The sequence below is a fragment of the Streptomyces griseoviridis genome (genome assembly GCF_005222485.1).
Taxonomy (GTDB): Bacteria; Actinomycetota; Actinomycetes; order Streptomycetales; family Streptomycetaceae; genus Streptomyces; species Streptomyces hintoniae.
Window position 1 is genome coordinate 1,685,223 of sequence record NZ_CP029078.1, and the last position, 17,162, is coordinate 1,702,384.

Genomic DNA, 17,162 nt, shown 5'->3' on the forward strand with positions numbered 1-17,162 from the left:
CACCCGTTCCGCCCGCGCCACCCGTCCCGGCCACCGGCCGCGCCGACGGCCGGCGCACACCGTCCGACCGCCCGCGCGCCGGTCACGCCGGTCACGCCGGTCACGCCGGTCACGCCACGAACGTCCGCGGTGCCTCGCCCGTTCCCGACGCGCCCGTCTCCACCAGCCTCGCCGCCGCCGCCAGCCGGACCGCCGCCTCCTCGGCGACCGCGCCCGAGACCGTGAACGGCAGCCGCACATAGCCCTCGAACGCGCCGTCCACCCCGAAGCGCGGCCCCGACGGCACCCGCACCCCGATCCGCTCCCCCACCTCGGCGAGGCGCGAGCCCGACAGGCCGCCGGTGCGCACCCACAGGGTGAGCCCGCCCCTGGGCACCTCGAACTCCCAGCTCGGCAGGGCCCGTCGGACGGCGGCCACCAGCGCGTCCCGGTTCTCCCTCGCCTGCGCGCGCCGCACCTCGACGGCCTGCTCCCAGCCGCCGGTGGCGAACAGCCAGTTCACCGCGAGCTGTTCGAGGACCGGCGTGCCCAGGTCGGCGTACGCGCGCGCGGCCACCAGGCTGCGCACGGTGTCGGGGGCCGCGCGCACCCAGCCGATCCGCATCCCGGCCCAGAACGCTTTGCTGGCCGAGCCGACGGTGACGACGGTGGACCCGGCCGGGTCGAACGCGCAGACCGGGCGCGGCATCTCGACGTCGTCGTCGAGCCACAGCTCGGTCATCGTCTCGTCGGCCACCAGGACCGTCCCCGCGGAACGGGCCGCCTCCACCAGCCGGCGCCGCTGGTCGTCGTCGGCGAGGGCGCCGGTCGGGTTGTGGAAGTCGGCCACGACGTAGGCGATCCGGGGCGCCGCGTCCCTGAAGACCTGGCGCCAGCGGTCCAGGTCCCAGCCGGACAGCCCCTCCGCCATCGCGACGGGCACCAGCCGGGCGCCGGTCTCCCGCATCAGCTGGAGGATGTTGGCGTAGGACGGCGACTCGACGGCGATGCGCTCGCCGCGTCCGGCGAAGAGATGGCAGATGGCGTCCATCGCGCCCATGGCGCCGGTGGTCACCATGATCTGCTCGGGCATCGTGGGGATACCGCGCGCGGTGTACCGCTCGGCGATCATCGCGCGCAGGGCGGGCAGCCCGGCCGGGTAGTCGCCGTGCGTGTGGGCGTACGGGGGCAGCTCATCGAGGGCGCCCCGCACCGCGCGGGTCAGCCAGGGCTCGGGCGCCGGGAGCGCCGCGGTGCCCAGGTCGATCATCGAGCCGAGGGTCTCGGGCGGCAGCGGTTCGAGGCCGCGCGCGGGCAGCGGGTTGCCGGCCGGGACCGCCGTCCAACTGCCCGCGCCACGCCGGGATTCGAGGAACCCCTCGGTGCGCAGCGCCTCGTAGGCGGCGGCGACCGTGGTGCGGCTGACCGAGAGGGCGAGGGCGAGTTCGCGTTCGGCGGGCAGCCGGGCGGCGACCGGGACGCGGCCCTCGAGGACCAGCAGCCGGATGCCGTCGGCGAGCGCCCGGTAGGCGGGCGGGCGCCGGGTGCCGGGCCCCGCGGGGCGCTCCTGCTGCGAGCTGAGGAGCCGGGCCAGCTGCGCGGCACCCATCGCCGAAGTCCACTGAGCCATGGAAATCAGTCCACCTTCCCGGAATTGGCCATGGATGGCGCTTCCTTCCACGCCACAGGGTGTCATGTGTCAGGCCACTACGACCACAGGGAGCATGCCTTGTCCACCCAGAGCCGTCTCGGGCGGCGGTTGGTCCAGCTGTACACGGGGCTCGCGCTGTACGGCGCCAGCTCCGGGCTGCTCGTCGAGGCGGGCCTCGGCCTCGAACCCTGGAACGTGCTCCACCAGGGCCTCTCGGAACTCACCGGTCTCTCCATCGGGGTGGTGTCGATCATCGTCGGCGCGGCCGTGCTGCTGCTGTGGATCCCGCTGCGCCAGCGCCCGGGGCTCGGCACCGTCTCCAACGTCTTCGTGGTCGGCCTCGCGATGGACGGCACCCTCGCGCTGGTCCCCGACACCCGCGTCCTGGCCGTCCGGATACCGCTGCTGGTGGCGGGCGTCGTCCTCAACGGCCTCGCCACCGGCCTCTACATCAGCGCCCGTTTCGGCCCCGGCCCGCGGGACGGTCTGATGACCGGCCTGCACCGGCGCACCGGCCGTTCGATCCGGCTGCTGCGGACGGCGATCGAGCTGACGGTGGTGGCGACCGGCTTCGTCCTCGGCGGCACGGTCGGCGTCGGCACCGTCCTGTACGCGGTGGCGATCGGCCCGCTCGCGCAGCTCTTTCTGCGGATGTTCGACGCCGCCCCGGCACCTGACCGCGGTACGGCCGTTGCCGAGGGGCCACCGGGGCACGCGATACTGCCCCGGTGACCACCCGGATACGCCACCCCTACCTCGACCATCCAGGCCCGATCGCCTTCGCCCACCGGGGCGGCGACGCAGACGGCCTGGAGAACACGCTGCCGCAGTTCCGGCGGGCGGTGGCGGCGGGCTACCGCTACATCGAGACCGACGTGCACACCACCGCGGACGGCCGGCTGGTCGCGTTCCACGACGCGACGCTCGACCGGGTCACCGACGGTTCGGGGCGGATCGCGGACCTGCCGTGGCGGGAGGTCAGCCACGCGCGCGTGGCGGGCACGGAACCGCTGCCGCTCTTCGAGGAGTTGCTGGAGACGTTCCCCGAGGTGCGCTGGAACGTCGATCTGAAGGCGGAGTCGGCGCTGCACCCGTTCCTCGACCTGATCGAGCGCGCCGACGCCTGGGACCGGGTCTGCGCGGGCTCCTTCTCCGAGGCGCGGGTGGTGCGCGCCCAGCGGCTGGCGGGACCGCGCCTGGCGACGTCGTACGGCACCCGGGGCGTGCTCAACCTGCGGCTGCGCTCCTGGGGGGTGCCGGCCGCGCTGCGCTCCTCGGCGGTGGCGGCGCAGGTGCCCGAGACGCAGTCCGGCATCCAGGTCGTCGACCGGAGGTTCGTCCGCGCCGCCCACGCGCGCGGGCTCCAGGTGCATGTCTGGACGATCAACGAGGCCGAGCGCATGCACCGGCTCCTGGACCTCGGGGTCGATGGCATCATGACCGATCACATCGACACACTGCGCGCGGTCATGGAGGAGCGGGGCGTCTGGGTCTGAGGACCCGGCGGTCGTCCTGACGCGCGCACGGCAGCTGCGGCGGGGAAGCGAGGCGCGGGTGGGCACCGACACCCTGGGGGCCGAGGCCACGGACCGGAGGCGTGAGCAGCGCGGCTGGTACTTCTACGACTGGGCCTGCTCCGTCTACTCGACGAGCGTGCTCACCGTGTTCCTCGGTCCCTATCTGACGTCGGTGGCCGAGGCGGCGGCCGACGCGGACGGGTTCGTCCACCCGCTGGGCGTCCCGGTGCGCGCGGGGTCGTTCTTCGCCTACGCGGTCTCCCTCTCGGTGATCGTGGCCGTCCTCGTGATGCCCCTGGTGGGGGCGGCGGCCGACCGCTCGGGCCGCAAGAAGCCGCTGCTCGCGGCGGCGGCGTACACCGGGGCCGCGGCGACCGTGGGCATGTTCTTCCTGGACGGCGAGCGGTATCTGCTGGGCGGTCTGCTGCTGATCGTGGCGAACTCGGCGCAGTCGGTCGGGATGATGCTCTACAACTCCTACCTCCCGCAGATCGCCCGGCCCGAGGAGCGCGACGCGGTCTCCTCCCGGGGCTGGGCCTTCGGCTACGCGGCGGGGTCGCTGGTGCTGATCGTGAATCTGGTGCTCTATCTGGCGCACGACAGCTTCGGCGTCTCCGAGACCACCGCGATCCGCATCTGCCTGGCCACCGCGGGCCTGTGGTGGGGCGCCTTCACGCTGATCCCGCTGAGCCGGCTGCGCGACCGCGCCACCGGGCCGAGGGAGGCGACGGCGCCGGGGCTGCGGCAGCTCGTGGCGACCGTCCGCGACATGCGCCGCCACCCGCTGACGCTCTCCTTCCTGCTGGCGTACCTCGTCTACAACGACGGCATCCAGACGGTGATCTCGCAGGCGTCCGTCTACGGGTCGAAGGAGCTGGGCCTCGGGCAGTCGACGCTGATCGGCGCGGTCCTGCTGGTGCAGGTGCTCGCGGTGGCGGGCGCGCTGGGGATGGGCCGGCTGGCCCGGACCTACGGAGCCAAACGGACGATCCTGGGCTCGCTGGTCGCGTGGACGGTGACGCTGGCCGCCGGGTACTTCCTGCCGGCCGGGGCGCCGGTGTGGTTCTTCGTCCTCGCGTCCGGGATCGGTCTCGTCCTGGGCGGCAGCCAGGCGCTCTCCCGCTCGCTCTTCTCCCATCTGGTGCCGCCCGGGAAAGAAGCCGAGTACTTCTCGGCGTACGAGATGAGTGATCGGGGCATGAGCTGGCTGGGTCCCCTGCTGTTCGGGATCACGTACCAGTTCACCGGGAGCTATCGCGACGCGATCATCTCCCTGGTGGCGTTCTTCGTGATCGGGTTCGTGCTGCTCGCACGGGTCCCGGTGCGCAGGGCGATCGGCGACGCGGGCAATCCTGTTCCCGAGAGGATTTAGCGTTCGACGCCAAAGGCCGGTAGTGTACGCGTTTGGCCTGCCAGGCGTACCGTTACTGCGCGTCAAAGATACTGAGACGCCGGGTCATATCTGGCAGCAGATGTGACAAACCGGGCGCTGGTGGGTACAACAAGGGCGGTTACGACGGCGACGCACGACCCGGAACGGGAATCTTTACCGCCGACCGGACGTTGAACGGATGACGACGACAGCGACACCTGTCCTGTGGGCGACAAGCCCGGGAGGCACGATTCATGAGTGAGCGAGCTCTTCGCGGCACGCGCCTCGTGGTGACCAGCTACGAGACGGACCGCGGCATCGACCTGGCCCCGCGCCAGGCCGTGGAGTACGCATGCGAGAAGGGGCACCGCTTCGAGATGCCCTTCTCGGTCGAGGCGGAGATTCCGCCGGAGTGGGAGTGCAAGGTCTGCGGGGCCCAAGCACTCCTCGTTGACGGCGACGGCCCTGAAGAGAAGAAGGCCAAGCCCGCGCGTACGCATTGGGACATGTTGATGGAGCGGCGCACCCGCGAGGAACTCGAAGAGGTTCTCGAGGAGCGTCTGGCGGTTCTCCGCTCCGGCGCGATGAACATCGCCGTTCATCCGCGTGACAGCCGTAAGTCGGCGTAGTCCCTTCCAGGGTCAGGCGCACGACACAGACGAACAAGACTGCGGGCGCCCACGTGATTCCACGTGGGCGCCCGCAGTTTCGTCATGCCCGGAGGGGGCCAGTGAGGCCGACGTGCACCGAAAGGGTCCCCGAGGGGACCCCGAGCCGGTCAGCGGGTCAGCGGCGGGCGCGGGTCCTGCGGAGTGTCGCCGCCCGGTTCGTCCCTGACGACCTCGCCCTGCACCACCTTGCCGTCGGGGCGGTACATGCGGGCCTGCTGGAAGGCGCCGCCGACACTGCCGGGGGCGGCGGCCCGCAGCCGGCGTTCGACCGTGCGCTCGGCGAACCGGCCGAGGGCCTTCTGCACCGGCGGGATCAGCAGAAGCAGCCCGGCCGCGTCCGAGACCAGGCCCGGGATCATCAGCAGCAGACCGCCGAGCATCATCAGGCCGCTGCCGCCGCCGCTGGTGGGGGCCGTGCCCTTGTTCAGCGCCTCGTTCAGGTTGCGGAAGGCCCGGCGGCCCGCCTTCTTGATCACCGCGGCGCCGGCCACCAGGCCGGCGAGCAGGATCAGGAACACGACGAACCCGTTGGTGGCTCCGGCCACCAGGATCAGCAGCCAGATCTCCAGCACCAGCCAGGCGGCGACGCCCAGCGGCAGGAAGGTCCGCAGCCGTGAGCGCCGGGCGGGATGGGTGGGGGTCTGAGCACCAGTCGTCATATGTCCAGTGTGCCTGGGTGCGGCTCAGTGCGACATAAGAGAATGATCAACCACCGCCGCGGGACCGCGCGCCGCGCCCCCGGCCCGGCGCCTTGGGCCGCCGCACGGTCCGGACGGCGGGCCCTACGCCTCAGGTGAGGGCGCGTCGGGCTGCGGGGACCTGGGCTGGGTGACCCGGCCGGTGACCTTGCCGACCCGCTCGCCCACGCCCCACGCGGTGACCCGCCACAGCGCCTCGACGAGGATGTCCCGGCTCATCTTGGAGTCGCCCAGCTCGCGCTCGACGAAGGTGATGGGGACCTCCACGACGTGGTAGCCGGCCTTGACGGCGCGGCGGGCCAGGTCGACCTGGAAGCAGTAGCCCTGCGAGGAGACCTCGTCGAGGCCGAGGCCCTCCAGGGTCTCGCGGCGGAAGGCCCGGTAGCCGCCGGTGATGTCGCGCAGCGGCAGGTCGAGGGCGAGGCGCGAGTAGAGGCTGCCGCCGCGGGAGATGACCTCGCGGCTGCGGGGCCAGTTCACGACCCGGCCGCCGGGCACCCAGCGGGAGCCGAGGACGAGGTCGGCGCCCTTGAGCGCGGTCAGCAGCCGGGGCAGTTCCTCGGGCTGGTGGGAGCCGTCGGCGTCCATCTCGACGAGGACGCCGTAGCCGTGCTCGATGCCCCAGCGGAAGCCCGCCAGATAGGCGGCGCCGAGCCCTTCCTTGCCCTTGCGGTGCAGCACCTGGACGTGGTCGTCGACGGCGGCCAGTTCGTCGGCAAGCTTGCCGGTGCCGTCGGGGCTGTTGTCGTCGGCCACGAGGACGTGTGCCTCGGGGACGGCCGAACGCACGCGGCCGACGATCGACTTGATGTTCTCCGCCTCGTTGAAGGTCGGGATGATCACCAAGGCGGTGCCGAGCGGGCCGAACTTCCTCCCCCGGTCCTGTGCCGCGAGGGTCCCGTCGCCGTCGTTCACTGCTGCCCCTTCGTGTCCGTACGCAGAGGTCCACCATAGTGGCCGCCGCCTGCGATGACGCGACAGGACGTTCGTATGGTGGTGTCGATTCCACAAGAGCGGGGTAAGGAAGCCCTTTTAGGGGTTTTTGAGCGGGGGGGGTCGGTGCTGCGGATGGGGGCCCGGCGCCCTTCGGGCCGACCTGGGGCCCGCTGGCTGCGGGTCGACCGAAAGCCGTTGTCTACTGAGCGTCCGGGCCCCACCCGGGTCGCACCTCCCCGACCGGAGGAACGTTCCCTCGAAGCGGCGCGGGCGCTGAGCCTGGCTCCCAGTGGCGGTGCCCCGGTGCGGCACACCGTCCCTGACCCAGCGGCGCCGCGACGAGTGGGCGGACGTGTTCCGGTCGGGCGTCCGGTGGTGGACCCGGCCGAACCTACCGGCCTGCGGCCTCCGCCTGTCAACAGCCGCGCGGCCCGGAAGAACCCCGCGCGAGGCCCGGCAGGGGCGGAGGATGCCCAGGTGGAGCGGCGGGGCGGCGGCCGGTGACGGACCGGACGCCACCCCGGGAGATCACTCGCCCGGCCGTACGAACACGGTCCGGCCGCCCACCACCGTGCGCAGGCAGACCGGCAGGTCGTGGCCCGGGGTGAGGTCGGGCAGCCCCGGGGTGCCGGAGCGCGGGTCGGTTGACCAGCGGGCCACCCGGTCGTCGGGCGCCTGCACCACCAGCGCGCCGGTGCGCCAGACGGCGTAGTCGGCGGGCGCGCCGGGCACCAGGGTCCCCGCGTCGTCGCGGCCGACGGCGCGCCAGCCGCCCCGGGTGTGGGCGGCGAAGGCGGCCCGCACGGAGATCCGGTGCTCGGGCGTGCGGTGGAAGGCGGCGGCCCGGACGGTGCCCCACGGGTCGAGGGGGGTGACCGGGCTGTCGGAGCCGAGGGCGAGCGGCACCCCGGCCCGCAGCAGGGCGGCGAAGGGGTTGAGGGCGCGGGCCCGCTCGGCGCCCAGGCGGTGCGCGTACATGCCGTCCGCGCCGCCCCACAGGGCGTCGAAGACGGGCTGCACGGAGGCGGTGAGGCCGAGGTCGGCGAAGGCGGCGACCGTCTCGGGGGTGAGCATCTCGGCGTGTTCGACGCGGTGCCTGGCGGCGCGCACGCGGGCCGTGCCGAGCTTGTCGGCGGCGGCGCGGACGCCCTCGACGACGGCGGTGACGGCGGCGTCGCCGATGGCGTGGAAGCCCGCCTGGAGGCCGGCCTCGGTGCAGGCGACGACATGGGCGGCGACGGCACCGGCGTCCAGGTAGGCGGTGCCGGTGTGGCCCGCGTCGGCGTAGGGCCGGTGGAGGCAGGCCGTGTGGGAGCCGAGGGCGCCGTCCACGAAGAGGTCCCCCGCCGCGCCCACGGCGCCCAGGGCGCGCGCCTTGTCGACGTCCTGTTCGGCCCAGTAGCCGACGACCCGGGGTCCAGGCTCGGCGGCGGCGAGCGCGAGCAGTCCGGTGAAGTCGTCCTCGGAGGAGATGTCGGGTCCGCCGCACTCGTGGAGCGAGCCGATGCCGAGGGAGGCGGCGTGGGCGAGCGCGGCGCGCTGGGCCTCGGTGCGCTGGGCCTCGGTGACGGCGCCGAGGGCGGCGGCCCGGACGGCGTGGTGGGCGTCGCCGGTGAGCGGCCCCTCGGTGGCGGCGGCGCCGGGCACCAGGTCGAGCAGGGCGGTGGTGACGACGGCGGAGTGGACGTCGATGCGGCTCAGGTAGAGCGGGCGTCCGCCGGTGGCGTCGTCGAGTTCGGCGCGGGTCGGGGGGCGACCGCCGGGCCAGCGGGCGGCGTCCCAGCCGTGGCCGAGCAGGACCCGGTCGTGCGGGCGCGCGGTGGCGAAGTCCCGGACGAGGGCGAGGGCGGCGGCGAGCGAGGGCGCGTCGGACAGGTCGAGGCCGGTCAGCGCGAGGCCGGTGGCGGTGGCGTGCACATGGGCGTCGGTGAACGCGGGGGTGACGAGGGCGCCGTCGAGGTCGACGGTCTCGTCGACGCCGTCGGCGAAGGCGTCGGCGGCCCCCTCGGAGCCGACCCAGGCGACCTGGCCGTGTTCGACGACCATGGCGGTCGCGAAGGGGTCGGCGGGGCTGTGGACCTCGCCCCGGCGGAGCAGGACGGTCCTGGGCTGGTCGGTGCGCTCGTTCATGGGGAACAGTCTCGCGCCTCGCCCGCGCGGGCCCGCACCGCGGTGGGTCAGATCTTGGGCGGCCTGGCCTCGTACGGGGTGGACAGCACCACCGTGGTGCGGGTGGAGACGCCGGCCAGGGTGCGGACCCGGGCGAGCAGTTCCTCCAGCTCGTGCGGGGTGGCGACGCGCACCTTGAGGATGTAGTTCTCGTCGCCCGCGACGCTGTGGCAGGCCTCGATCTCGGGGACGCCGGCGAGCCGGTCCGCGATGTCGTCGGGGGCGCTGGGGTCGAACGGCTTCACCGAGATGAACGCGGTCATCGGCAGGCCGACGGACTCGGGGTCGACGACCGCGGCGTACCCGCGGATGACACCGCGCTGTTCCAGCCTGCGCACCCGCTGGTGCACGGCCGACGTGGACAGGCCCGTGGCCTTGCCCAGGTCGGTGTAGCTCATCCGCCCGTCCTTGACGAGCAGCTGCACGATCTGTCGGTCCAGCTCCTCCATGGCGCAAGAACCTACCGTGCGGCTGATCGCCACGGATAGCCGAGCGGCGCAGGTCATACCCGGTTCGTGATGTGGCGCGGGAGGGCGCGGACGTCTCCGGGGGGACAAATCGGCCGGGCCGGGCATCGGTGAAGGTCGTGTGACGAAGACCACACTCATCGAGACGTCTCCGTGATGGACTCGTGATTACCCCGCAGACGGGACGGGAAGTGCTTGCTGTGGTCGAGGCCGCAGCGCCTTACGGCCCAGCCCGAGGGGGAGAATCCCATGCAGAGTCTTAAGCGCCCTGGTCGTTCCGCGTCCAAGCGGCTCAAGCCGGTCCTCGACATCGAGCCGGAGGGCGTCGATCCCGACGACGCCGAGTACGACGGTGACGAGCTCGACGCGTACGACACCTTCGAGATGTACCGGGTGATCTGCCCGGACTGCGCGCAGCCGATCGCGCTGCTCGCGGACGAGGAGGTGCTGCCCGAGCACGCGCTGTGCGCCTCGCCGTGGAACCCGTTCGGGCTCACGGTCTGCGCGGGCACCGGGCGCGCGGCGTCCGAGGCGGCCTCGGCGGACGAGTCGCCCGAGCCCCAGGAGCAGGACACCGCCCTGCTGTTGACGCTCCCTCAGGGCCTCGACTGGCGGACGCAGCCCTTCTCGCACGTCGGCGGTCCGGGCTCGCGCCCGATGCGGGTGCCCGTCATGCGGCGCCAGGCCGCCTGAGCGGTCTCCTCCGCCCACTCCCTGTTCGCAGCCGCCCGCACCGCGCCCCGCAGGCCGTCGTGGTGCGGGATCGGTGTGTCCGGGGTGACGCGCCGTCTCCGGCAACGAGGTTGACGGCTCGTCAGTTCCGTTGGCGCGGCTCGGAACCGTGGGGTGGACGGCCGTGAACTCACGCCCGATTCCGGGCTCCGGTGACCGGCCCGGCCGCCGCCGCGTTGGCCTGGTATGACCCCCACCTACGCGGCGGCCGTACCTGGGCGCCGCCGCCGCACCCTCGTCGCCCTGCCGCAGGGAACCGCGCCCCCGGGCGTCCCGGCTCCGGGGGCGCCGCCCACAGGAACGGTTCGCCAGGAGCCCGAGCCGGTCCAGGACCCGCCCATCTACCGGGAGTTGCTGGGCGCCTGGGCCGAGCGGGGCCGCACGCTGCCGGGGCGGCCCGACCCCGAGTGGGTCAGGCTCACCGCGCCGACGGTGGCACCCGGCGGGTTCAGCGGCTCTCCGGGCCCGCGAGGTGACGGGCGATGACCATCCGCTGGATCTGATTGGTGCCCTCGACGATCTGGAGGACCTTGGCCTCGCGCAGGTACCGCTCGGCCGGGAAGTCGGCGGTGTAGCCGTAGCCGCCGAGGACCTGGACGGCGTCGACGGCGACCTTCATCGCGGTGTCCGTGCAGTGCAGCTTGGCCATGGCCGCCTGCTTGGCGAACGGGCGCCCGGCGTCGCGCAGTCGGGCCGCCGCGAGGTAGAGGGCGCGGCCGGCCTCTATCTGGGTGGCCATGTCGGCGAGCATGAAGCGCAGGCCCTGGAAGTCGGCGATGGGCCGGCCGAACTGCCGGCGCCCGGTGGCGTAGGAGACCGCCTCGTCGAGGGCGGCCTGGGCGAGCCCGACGGCGCAGGCGGCGATGCCGAGCCGGCCCGCGTCGAGCGAGGAGAGGGCGATCGCGAAGCCCTGGCCCTCCTCGCCGAGCCGCCGTTCGTCGCAGACCCGGACGCCGTCGAAGTGGACCTGGGCGGTCGGTGAGCCCTTCATGCCCATCTTGCGCTCGGGCTGGGCCGCGCTGACCCCGGCGGCGTCGCCCGGCACCAGGAAGGCGGTGATCCCGCGCGGGCCCTGCTCGCCGGTGCGGGCCATGACGGTGTAGAAGTCGGCGATCCCGCCGTGGGTGATCCAGGCCTTGGTGCCGGTGATCTCCCAGGTGTCGCCGTCCCGTACGGCCTTGGTGCGCAGCGAGGCGGCGTCGGAGCCCGAGGCGGGTTCGGAGAGGCAGTAGGCGCCGAGCAGGCCGCCGCCGAGCATCGCGGGCAGGTGCTCGACCTGCTGCTGCTTGGTGCCGTAGGCGGCGAGCGCGTAGGAGGCGAGGGTGTGCACGCTGACGCCGAGGCCGACGGTGAGGCGGGCCGCGGCCAGTTCCTCCAGGACCTGGAGGTAGACCTCGTAGGGCTGGTCGCCGCCGCCGTACTCGGCGGCGTAGGGCAGACCGAGCAGCCCCGACTCCGACAACAGGGTGAAGACCTCCCGCGGGAAGCGGCCGGCGTCCTCCTCCTCGGCCGCCTTCGGGGCGATCTCGCGCTGCGCGATGTCCCGCACGAGCGCGAGCAGGTCCCGGGACTCGTCGGTGGGCAGTACGCGGTCCACCGGCTGTGGGGCGCGGTCGGTCATGGCGACGCTCTCCTCCCTGTTGGGGGCACATCGGCGGACGGGCGCCTGGGTGGGAGCGGGTCCGCCGGGTCTCACGAGGTACCGGCCGAGGCTCGCGCCTCCGGGTCACGGAAGCTGCTGACCAGCGGCTCTGCGCTGTGAGTATGCCCGATCCTGGACACCCGGTCACCAGTTAACGACCGCTCACTTCAAGAATATCCCGGGCGCCGCGGAAACGGGATCCCGCCGGGTCCACCTTGGTCCGAACCATTGACGTGACTGGTCTAGTCCTCCTACGGTTCTGCCCAATCGCTTTACCGCGTTCATGCCAATCGGGACCCGTTTCCCCTCTCCCCCACGAGGAGACACACCGATGCTCAACCCCCACCGCACCCGGTTCCGGGCGCTCGTCTCCGCCGCCTGCTGCGCGGTCCTGGGCGCCGGACTGCTGGCCGGCGCCGGCAGCGCGAGCGCCGCGCCCGCCGAAGCGTCCGCCGCCGCTCCCGCCGCCGCGGGCTCCAAGGTCGTCGGCTACTTCACCGAATGGGGCACCTACGACCGCAAGTACTTCGTCAAGAACATCGAGACCTCCGGCTCGGCGGCGAAGCTCACCCACATCAACTACTCGTTCGGCAACGTCACCGGCGGCAAGTGCGCCATGGGCGACGGCTACGCGGCCACCGACAAGGCGTACACCGCCGCCGAGTCGGTGGACGGGGTCGCCGACACCTGGGACCAGCCGCTGCGCGGCAACTTCAACCAGCTGCTCAAGCTGAAGAAGAAGCACCCGAACCTCAAGGTGCTCTGGTCCTTCGGCGGTTGGACCTGGTCGAACGGGTTCGGTGAGGCGTCGAAGAACCCCGCCGCCTTCGCCCAGTCCTGCTACGACCTGGTGAAGAACCCCAAGTGGGCCGGCGTCTTCGACGGCATCGACATCGACTGGGAGTACCCGAACGCCTGCGGCAACACCTGTGACACCAGCGGGCGGACCGCGTTCACCAACCTGATGGCCGCGGTGCGCGCCAAGTTCGGCTCGTCCGGCCTGGTCACGGCGGCGATCACGGCCGACGCCACCACCGGCGGCAAGATCGACGCGGCCGACTACGCGGGCGCCGCGCAGTACGTCGACTGGTACAACCCGATGACGTACGACTTCTTCGGCGCCTGGGACACCACCGGGCCGACGGCGCCGCACTCGCCGCTGAACTCCTACACGGGCATCCCGAAGGCGAACTACTACACCTCGGCGACCATCTCCAAGCTGAGGGGCCTCGGCATCCCGGCCTCGAAGCTGCTGCTGGGCATCGGCTTCTACGGCCGCGGCTGGACCGGCGTCACCCAGGCGGCACCGGGCGGCACCGCGACAGGCCCCGCGGCGGGCACCTACGAGCAGGGCATCGACGACTACAAGGTGCTCAAGACCAAGTGCCCGGCGACCGGCACGGTGGCGGGCACCGCCTACGCCAAGTGCGGCAACGACTGGTGGAGTTACGACACCCCGGCGACCATCGGCACGAAGATGACGTACAAGAACCAGCAGGGCCTCGGCGGCACCTTCTTCTGGGAGCTGAGCGGTGACACCACCGGCGGCGAGCTGATCAAGGCCATCAACTGAGGCGCACGACAACGTGGTCGGGGCGGTGGCCGGTGACGGCCGCCGCCCCTCGTCGTGTCATCCGTCGCGGCGGGCCGGGTCGGGGGCCGGGTAGGCGGGGTCGATCTCCTCGATGGCGCGCATGGCGCCGCCGAGCGTCTTGACCAGCAGTTCGCGCATGGTGTCGCGGCTGAGCTGGGGGCGGGCGATCCAGTCGAGGGTGGCGCCCTCCACCCCGCAGATCCAGGAGAACAGGCCCATGCGGGCCAGCGGCGGGACGTCGCCGCGGCCGTAGGCGCCCTCGGCGATGGTCGCGACGATCGCCTCGCGGACGCCGTCGCGGATGGCGTGCACCTCCGCGTCGAAGCCGACACCGCCGCTGACGATCGTCCGGTAGGCGGCCTGGTTGTGCTCGGCGTAGCGCAGATAGCCGTCGATGGTGCGGTGGACGCGGTCCACCGGCTGGAGTTCGAGGCCGCTCGCGGCGAAGGTGACCAGGTCGGCGACGGAGTCGTGGACGATCGCCAGGTAGTAGCCGCGCTTGGACTGGAAGTAGTAGTAGATCAGCCCTTTGGCGACCCGCGCCTGACGCGCGATGTCGTCCATGGAGAGCGCGTCGTAGGAGGTGTCGGAGAACAACTTCCGGCCGATGGAGATCAGTTCGGCGCGGCGGGCCAGCGAACGTTCGGTTCCGCGCGCCCGCGGACGGACGGCGTCGCTCTCTTGGCTGATGTTCAACTTCGACCTGGTCTCGGGCGGGTGGCGGCGGGACCTCCGCAGTATGTCAGGTCAGGTGTGCGTCAGGTCACGATGGACGCGGGGTCAACACCGCGACGACGTCAGAGCAGTCCGAGCTGGGTCACGAGCATCGCGACGACCGCGACGAGCACCCAGCCCAGGACGTGTTCGAGGGCCCCGGGGCCGTCTTCGCGGGGGCCGCCGGTGCGGGCACGGGCCGCGGTGGCTGAAGATGCGCTCATGGCTGCTCACTGAGGTAGGACGTACCGGGCGGAATCCCCCCACCGGTGCGTCCACCTTGCCATCGATCGGGCGCGGCACGGCCGAGACCTTGGTCACAGGGGCGCGGGACGGCCCGGGACACGGGCAGGGCCCCGGTCGCCCGGGGCCCTGTCCCTGCGGCGGCGCCGCTCAGCGCACCCCCACCGCGGCGAGCGCCTTGCGCTGCCGGGGGGTGGGCCGGGCCGGGAAGTAGAGGTAGCAGACGCCTCCGGAGCCGGACACCACGGTGCCCGCCGCGTTGTGGCGCTTGGTGCGCAGCCAGATCGTCTCGAACTCGGCCCGCCGGTAGACCCGGCGCACCGCCTCGTCGCTGGGCGAGGCCGGGTCGTTGGCGATCACGTCGCCCTCGGCCGTGAACCCGATCACCGTCATCAGGTGCCCGGAGGTGCCGTAGCCCGCGCCGGTCAGCTCCGTCTTCAGGAACGACTGGGACGTTATGGCCGGGATGCCGGCCGCGATCAGCGTCTCCAGGTCGGTGAGCGAGCCGAGCCGGGTGACCACGCCCTGGAGGTCCTTGAAGGTGGCCGCGTAGGCCGCGTTGAACGGCCAGTTGCCGCAGCCCTGGTACTGGTGGTCGTAGGTGTATCGGGCCGCGTGGCACACCTGCGGGTCGGCGAACGACGGGTCCACCCAGGCCAGTTGAGCGGGGGTGAGGCGGCCGCCCCAGTACTCGACGATCATCTGCGACGAGGTGGGGCTGCACCAGGCCTCGCCGCCGTTGTCGTACTGCGGGTACTGCCCCTTGTGGATCTCCTGCGAGTAGCGCGGGACGGTCAGTTCCTGCGCGAGGCCGGGGGTGGAGGCGGGCACCGTGAAGCGGTCCGGGACGTCGGAGCCCATCGCGCCCAGCCGCCAGACGGTCGGGGTGGCCTTGGTGCCCGGCCTGCGGTAGAGGGTCAGCCGCAGCCGGTACGCGGCCAGGCGCAGGCCGGTGGAGGCGTCGTCGATCGCGAGAGTGTCGGTCCAGACGCTGCTGCGGCCGTCGCTCTGGCCGTCGACGGAGGTGCGGCGGATGTCCTGGTCGCCCGAGGCCCAGCGGCCCATGACGTACCAGGGGGTGTCCGCGCCGTCGGAGTAGGTGCCCTGCACCTCGACCTGGAGCCAGGTGCCGTCCGGGGTGCGGGCGTTCCAGGACGCGATCACCTCGGTGGCCGGGACGGCGAGCCGGTGCACCGGGCCGGTCCAGGTCGCGTACTCCCAGGTGGCGGTGGTGCCGGTGTGCGGGTCGGTGTAGTCGGTGCGGCCGGCCGGGGAAGCGAGCACCACGCCGGGCCGGTCGCCCGCGACGGGCCTGACCCCCTTGGCGGCACCGCTCCGCCACTCCGGGTACGTGGTCCAGGACCGGTAGTCGACCGGATGGGCGGCCCTCGGGCCGCCGGCGGCCGACGCGCCCGCGGCGGTCACGGCTGTGGCGTCGGCGGCGCCGGGCACCGCGGATCCGGCGGATCCGCCGGACGCACCGGATGCGCCGGACGCGCCGGGTTCAGTGGACGCGGCGGGTTCCGCGGCGCGGGCGGATCCCGTGCCGCCGGTCACGGCCGCGGCGACCGCGACCGCCAGGACGGTTCTGCGGGACGGGTGTTCGGCTCTGCTCATGGGCGGAAGACCCCCAAGTGTCGAGTCGGGGCGGATCCGATGCACACGGGTCGCGCTGCACGGTTGTGCGCCAACTATGGCCGGGGCCGGGCCGCGCTGCCAGCACTTCGCGGCATGCCGCGCCCACGAATATTGGTCTCGACACCTGGCATGACCTGCGGCGGTCCCGCCCCGCGGCACACCTGCGGCACCCCCGGCGGGCGCCCGGGACGGACGCCGGCCCTCGGCCCGCCCGGACATTAGAATCTTCCCGTCACATACCGCCCGCGCCCGCACCGCCTGTACCACCTCCGCACCTCCCCCACCGACCCGAGGAACGGCCATCCACAGCCTCGCCGCCCGGCTCCGCACGCTCCCCCCGTCCTGCGGACCGGTCCGTCTGATCGGCGTCGACGGGCACGCGGGCTCGGGGAAGACCACGTTCGCGGCCCGGCTGGCGCACGCCCTGGGCGACGCCCCGGTCCTGCACCTCGACGACATCGCCAGCCACGACGAGCTGTTCGCCTGGACGGGCCGCCTGCTCGCCGAGGTGATCGAACCCCTCGGCCGGGGCGGGACGGCCCATTACGCGCCCTACGACTGGGAGGCCCGCGCCTTCACCGCGCCCCGCGCGCTGCCGCCCGCGCCGGTGATCCTCGTCGAGGGCGTCGGCGCCGGCCGCCGCGCCCTGCGGCCCCATCTGGCGCACCTGCTGTGGATGGAGCTGCCCCGCGAGGAGTCCTGGGACCGGGGCAGGCTGCGGGACGGGCCGCGGCAGCGGGCCTTCTGGGCCGGGTGGGTCGAGGCGGAGCGTCGACACTTCGCCGAAGATCCGTCCAGGCCCTTCGCGGACACCCTGGTACGGCAGGGGCAGGAGGGGTACGAGGTGCTCTCGGGGCCGGTGCGCACGGCTGGACCGGACCAGGATCTCACGCAGGGTGACGGACCATCCGCAATGTGCTGAACTTGTGAAGGCCGCCGCGCGGGAACTTCTCGGAGTGCCCCAACTCCGCTTGACCGAGGGGCCGTACAGGACTTACGTTCTGGATGTGCGGCCCTGCGAAGCCGCCCGTCAGACGCGAAGCCCCCGGTTGTTCCCCCGTGATCGGGGGCTTCGTTCTGCCCTGAGCCGGGTTCTCCGGCCCCCGGATGGCGTGTTCTGCTCACCCTCGGTCACCGTC

At 72.9% G+C, this 17,162-nt stretch carries 17 protein-coding genes; 8 read left to right on the plus strand and 9 right to left on the minus strand.

The annotated features are described in order from the left end of the window. Positions 1-109: 109 nt before the first annotated feature. A complete protein-coding gene (locus tag DDJ31_RS06500; protein ID WP_127181245.1) occupies positions 110-1,609 on the minus strand; it encodes a PLP-dependent aminotransferase family protein in 1,500 nt (499 codons plus the stop codon). Positions 1,610-1,708: 99 nt separating this feature from the next. Here DDJ31_RS06500 and DDJ31_RS06505 point away from each other — a divergent pair, with 99 nt between their 5' ends. The 4 genes from DDJ31_RS06505 (at position 1,709) to DDJ31_RS06520 (ending at position 5,148) form a co-directional block, all read left to right on the plus strand. Continuing rightward, positions 1,709-2,362 carry a YczE/YyaS/YitT family protein gene (locus DDJ31_RS06505; protein ID WP_127181244.1) on the plus strand — a complete coding sequence of 218 codons (654 nt, stop codon included), beginning with the start codon at positions 1,709-1,711 and terminating at the stop codon, positions 2,360-2,362. Further along, complete coding sequence (locus tag DDJ31_RS06510; protein WP_127181243.1) at positions 2,359-3,126, plus strand: glycerophosphodiester phosphodiesterase; 768 nt, start codon at positions 2,359-2,361, stop codon at positions 3,124-3,126. The genes DDJ31_RS06505 and DDJ31_RS06510 overlap by 4 nt, the downstream gene beginning before the upstream one ends. A gap of 58 nt (positions 3,127-3,184) precedes the next feature. Beyond that, on the plus strand, positions 3,185-4,519 hold the full coding sequence (locus tag DDJ31_RS06515) for an MFS transporter (RefSeq protein ID WP_127181242.1): 1,335 nt from the start codon (positions 3,185-3,187) through the stop codon (positions 4,517-4,519). A 254-nt stretch (positions 4,520-4,773) separates the two neighbouring features. Further along, positions 4,774-5,148: an RNA polymerase-binding protein RbpA gene (locus DDJ31_RS06520; protein ID WP_003977404.1), complete on the plus strand. Its 375-nt coding sequence runs from the start codon at positions 4,774-4,776 to the stop codon at positions 5,146-5,148. A gap of 149 nt (positions 5,149-5,297) precedes the next feature. Here the strand turns inward: DDJ31_RS06520 and fxsA are convergent, their stop codons facing one another. From fxsA to DDJ31_RS06540, 4 genes are all read right to left on the minus strand, one after another. Further along, on the minus strand, positions 5,298-5,849 hold the full coding sequence (fxsA, locus tag DDJ31_RS06525; protein ID WP_127181241.1) for an FxsA family membrane protein: 552 nt from the start codon (positions 5,847-5,849) through the stop codon (positions 5,298-5,300). 123 nt (positions 5,850-5,972) lie between these two features. Next, the gene (locus DDJ31_RS06530; RefSeq protein ID WP_127181240.1) at positions 5,973-6,803 is read right to left on the minus strand and encodes a polyprenol monophosphomannose synthase; all 831 of its coding nucleotides are present in this window, start codon (positions 6,801-6,803) and stop codon (positions 5,973-5,975) included. Between the two features lie 549 nt (positions 6,804-7,352). Beyond that, on the minus strand, positions 7,353-8,954 hold the full coding sequence (locus DDJ31_RS06535) for an amidohydrolase (RefSeq protein WP_127181239.1): 1,602 nt from the start codon (positions 8,952-8,954) through the stop codon (positions 7,353-7,355). Positions 8,955-9,001: 47 nt separating this feature from the next. Next, positions 9,002-9,442: an Lrp/AsnC family transcriptional regulator gene (locus DDJ31_RS06540; protein ID WP_127181238.1), complete on the minus strand. Its 441-nt coding sequence runs from the start codon at positions 9,440-9,442 to the stop codon at positions 9,002-9,004. Positions 9,443-9,709: 267 nt separating this feature from the next. Here DDJ31_RS06540 and DDJ31_RS06545 point away from each other — a divergent pair, with 267 nt between their 5' ends. Further along, entirely contained in the window at positions 9,710-10,153 is a 444-nt protein-coding gene (locus DDJ31_RS06545) for a hypothetical protein (protein WP_127181237.1), read from the plus strand. Positions 10,154-10,378: 225 nt separating this feature from the next. Next, complete coding sequence (locus DDJ31_RS06550; RefSeq protein WP_127181236.1) at positions 10,379-10,678, plus strand: hypothetical protein; 300 nt, start codon at positions 10,379-10,381, stop codon at positions 10,676-10,678. Here the strand turns inward: DDJ31_RS06550 and DDJ31_RS06555 are convergent. Then, on the minus strand, positions 10,641-11,813 hold the full coding sequence (locus tag DDJ31_RS06555; protein WP_127181235.1) for an acyl-CoA dehydrogenase family protein: 1,173 nt from the start codon (positions 11,811-11,813) through the stop codon (positions 10,641-10,643). The two genes, DDJ31_RS06550 and DDJ31_RS06555, sit on opposite strands and share 38 nt — an antisense overlap. Before the next feature lie 352 nt (positions 11,814-12,165). On the opposite strand from DDJ31_RS06555, the gene DDJ31_RS06560 reads away from it, so the two are divergent. Then, a complete protein-coding gene (locus tag DDJ31_RS06560; RefSeq protein WP_127181234.1) occupies positions 12,166-13,407 on the plus strand; it encodes a glycoside hydrolase family 18 protein in 1,242 nt (413 codons plus the stop codon). A 57-nt stretch (positions 13,408-13,464) separates the two neighbouring features. Here DDJ31_RS06560 and DDJ31_RS06565 read toward each other — a convergent pair whose 3' ends face one another. The 3 genes from DDJ31_RS06565 to DDJ31_RS06575 form a co-directional block, all read right to left on the minus strand. Continuing rightward, positions 13,465-14,124: a TetR/AcrR family transcriptional regulator gene (locus tag DDJ31_RS06565; RefSeq protein WP_127181233.1), complete on the minus strand. Its 660-nt coding sequence runs from the start codon at positions 14,122-14,124 to the stop codon at positions 13,465-13,467. Positions 14,125-14,225: 101 nt separating this feature from the next. Further along, positions 14,226-14,366 carry an SCO1431 family membrane protein gene (locus DDJ31_RS06570; RefSeq protein ID WP_127181232.1) on the minus strand — a complete coding sequence of 47 codons (141 nt, stop codon included), beginning with the start codon at positions 14,364-14,366 and terminating at the stop codon, positions 14,226-14,228. 169 nt (positions 14,367-14,535) lie between these two features. Next, positions 14,536-16,002 (minus strand): peptidase C39 family protein, encoded by a 1,467-nt coding sequence (locus tag DDJ31_RS06575; RefSeq protein WP_127181231.1) that lies wholly within the window; start codon positions 16,000-16,002, stop codon positions 14,536-14,538. Between the two features lie 322 nt (positions 16,003-16,324). Here DDJ31_RS06575 and DDJ31_RS06580 point away from each other — a divergent pair, with 322 nt between their 5' ends. Beyond that, positions 16,325-16,945 (plus strand): uridine kinase family protein, encoded by a 621-nt coding sequence (locus tag DDJ31_RS06580; RefSeq protein WP_127181230.1) that lies wholly within the window; start codon positions 16,325-16,327, stop codon positions 16,943-16,945. The last annotated feature ends 217 nt before the right edge of the window (positions 16,946-17,162 follow it).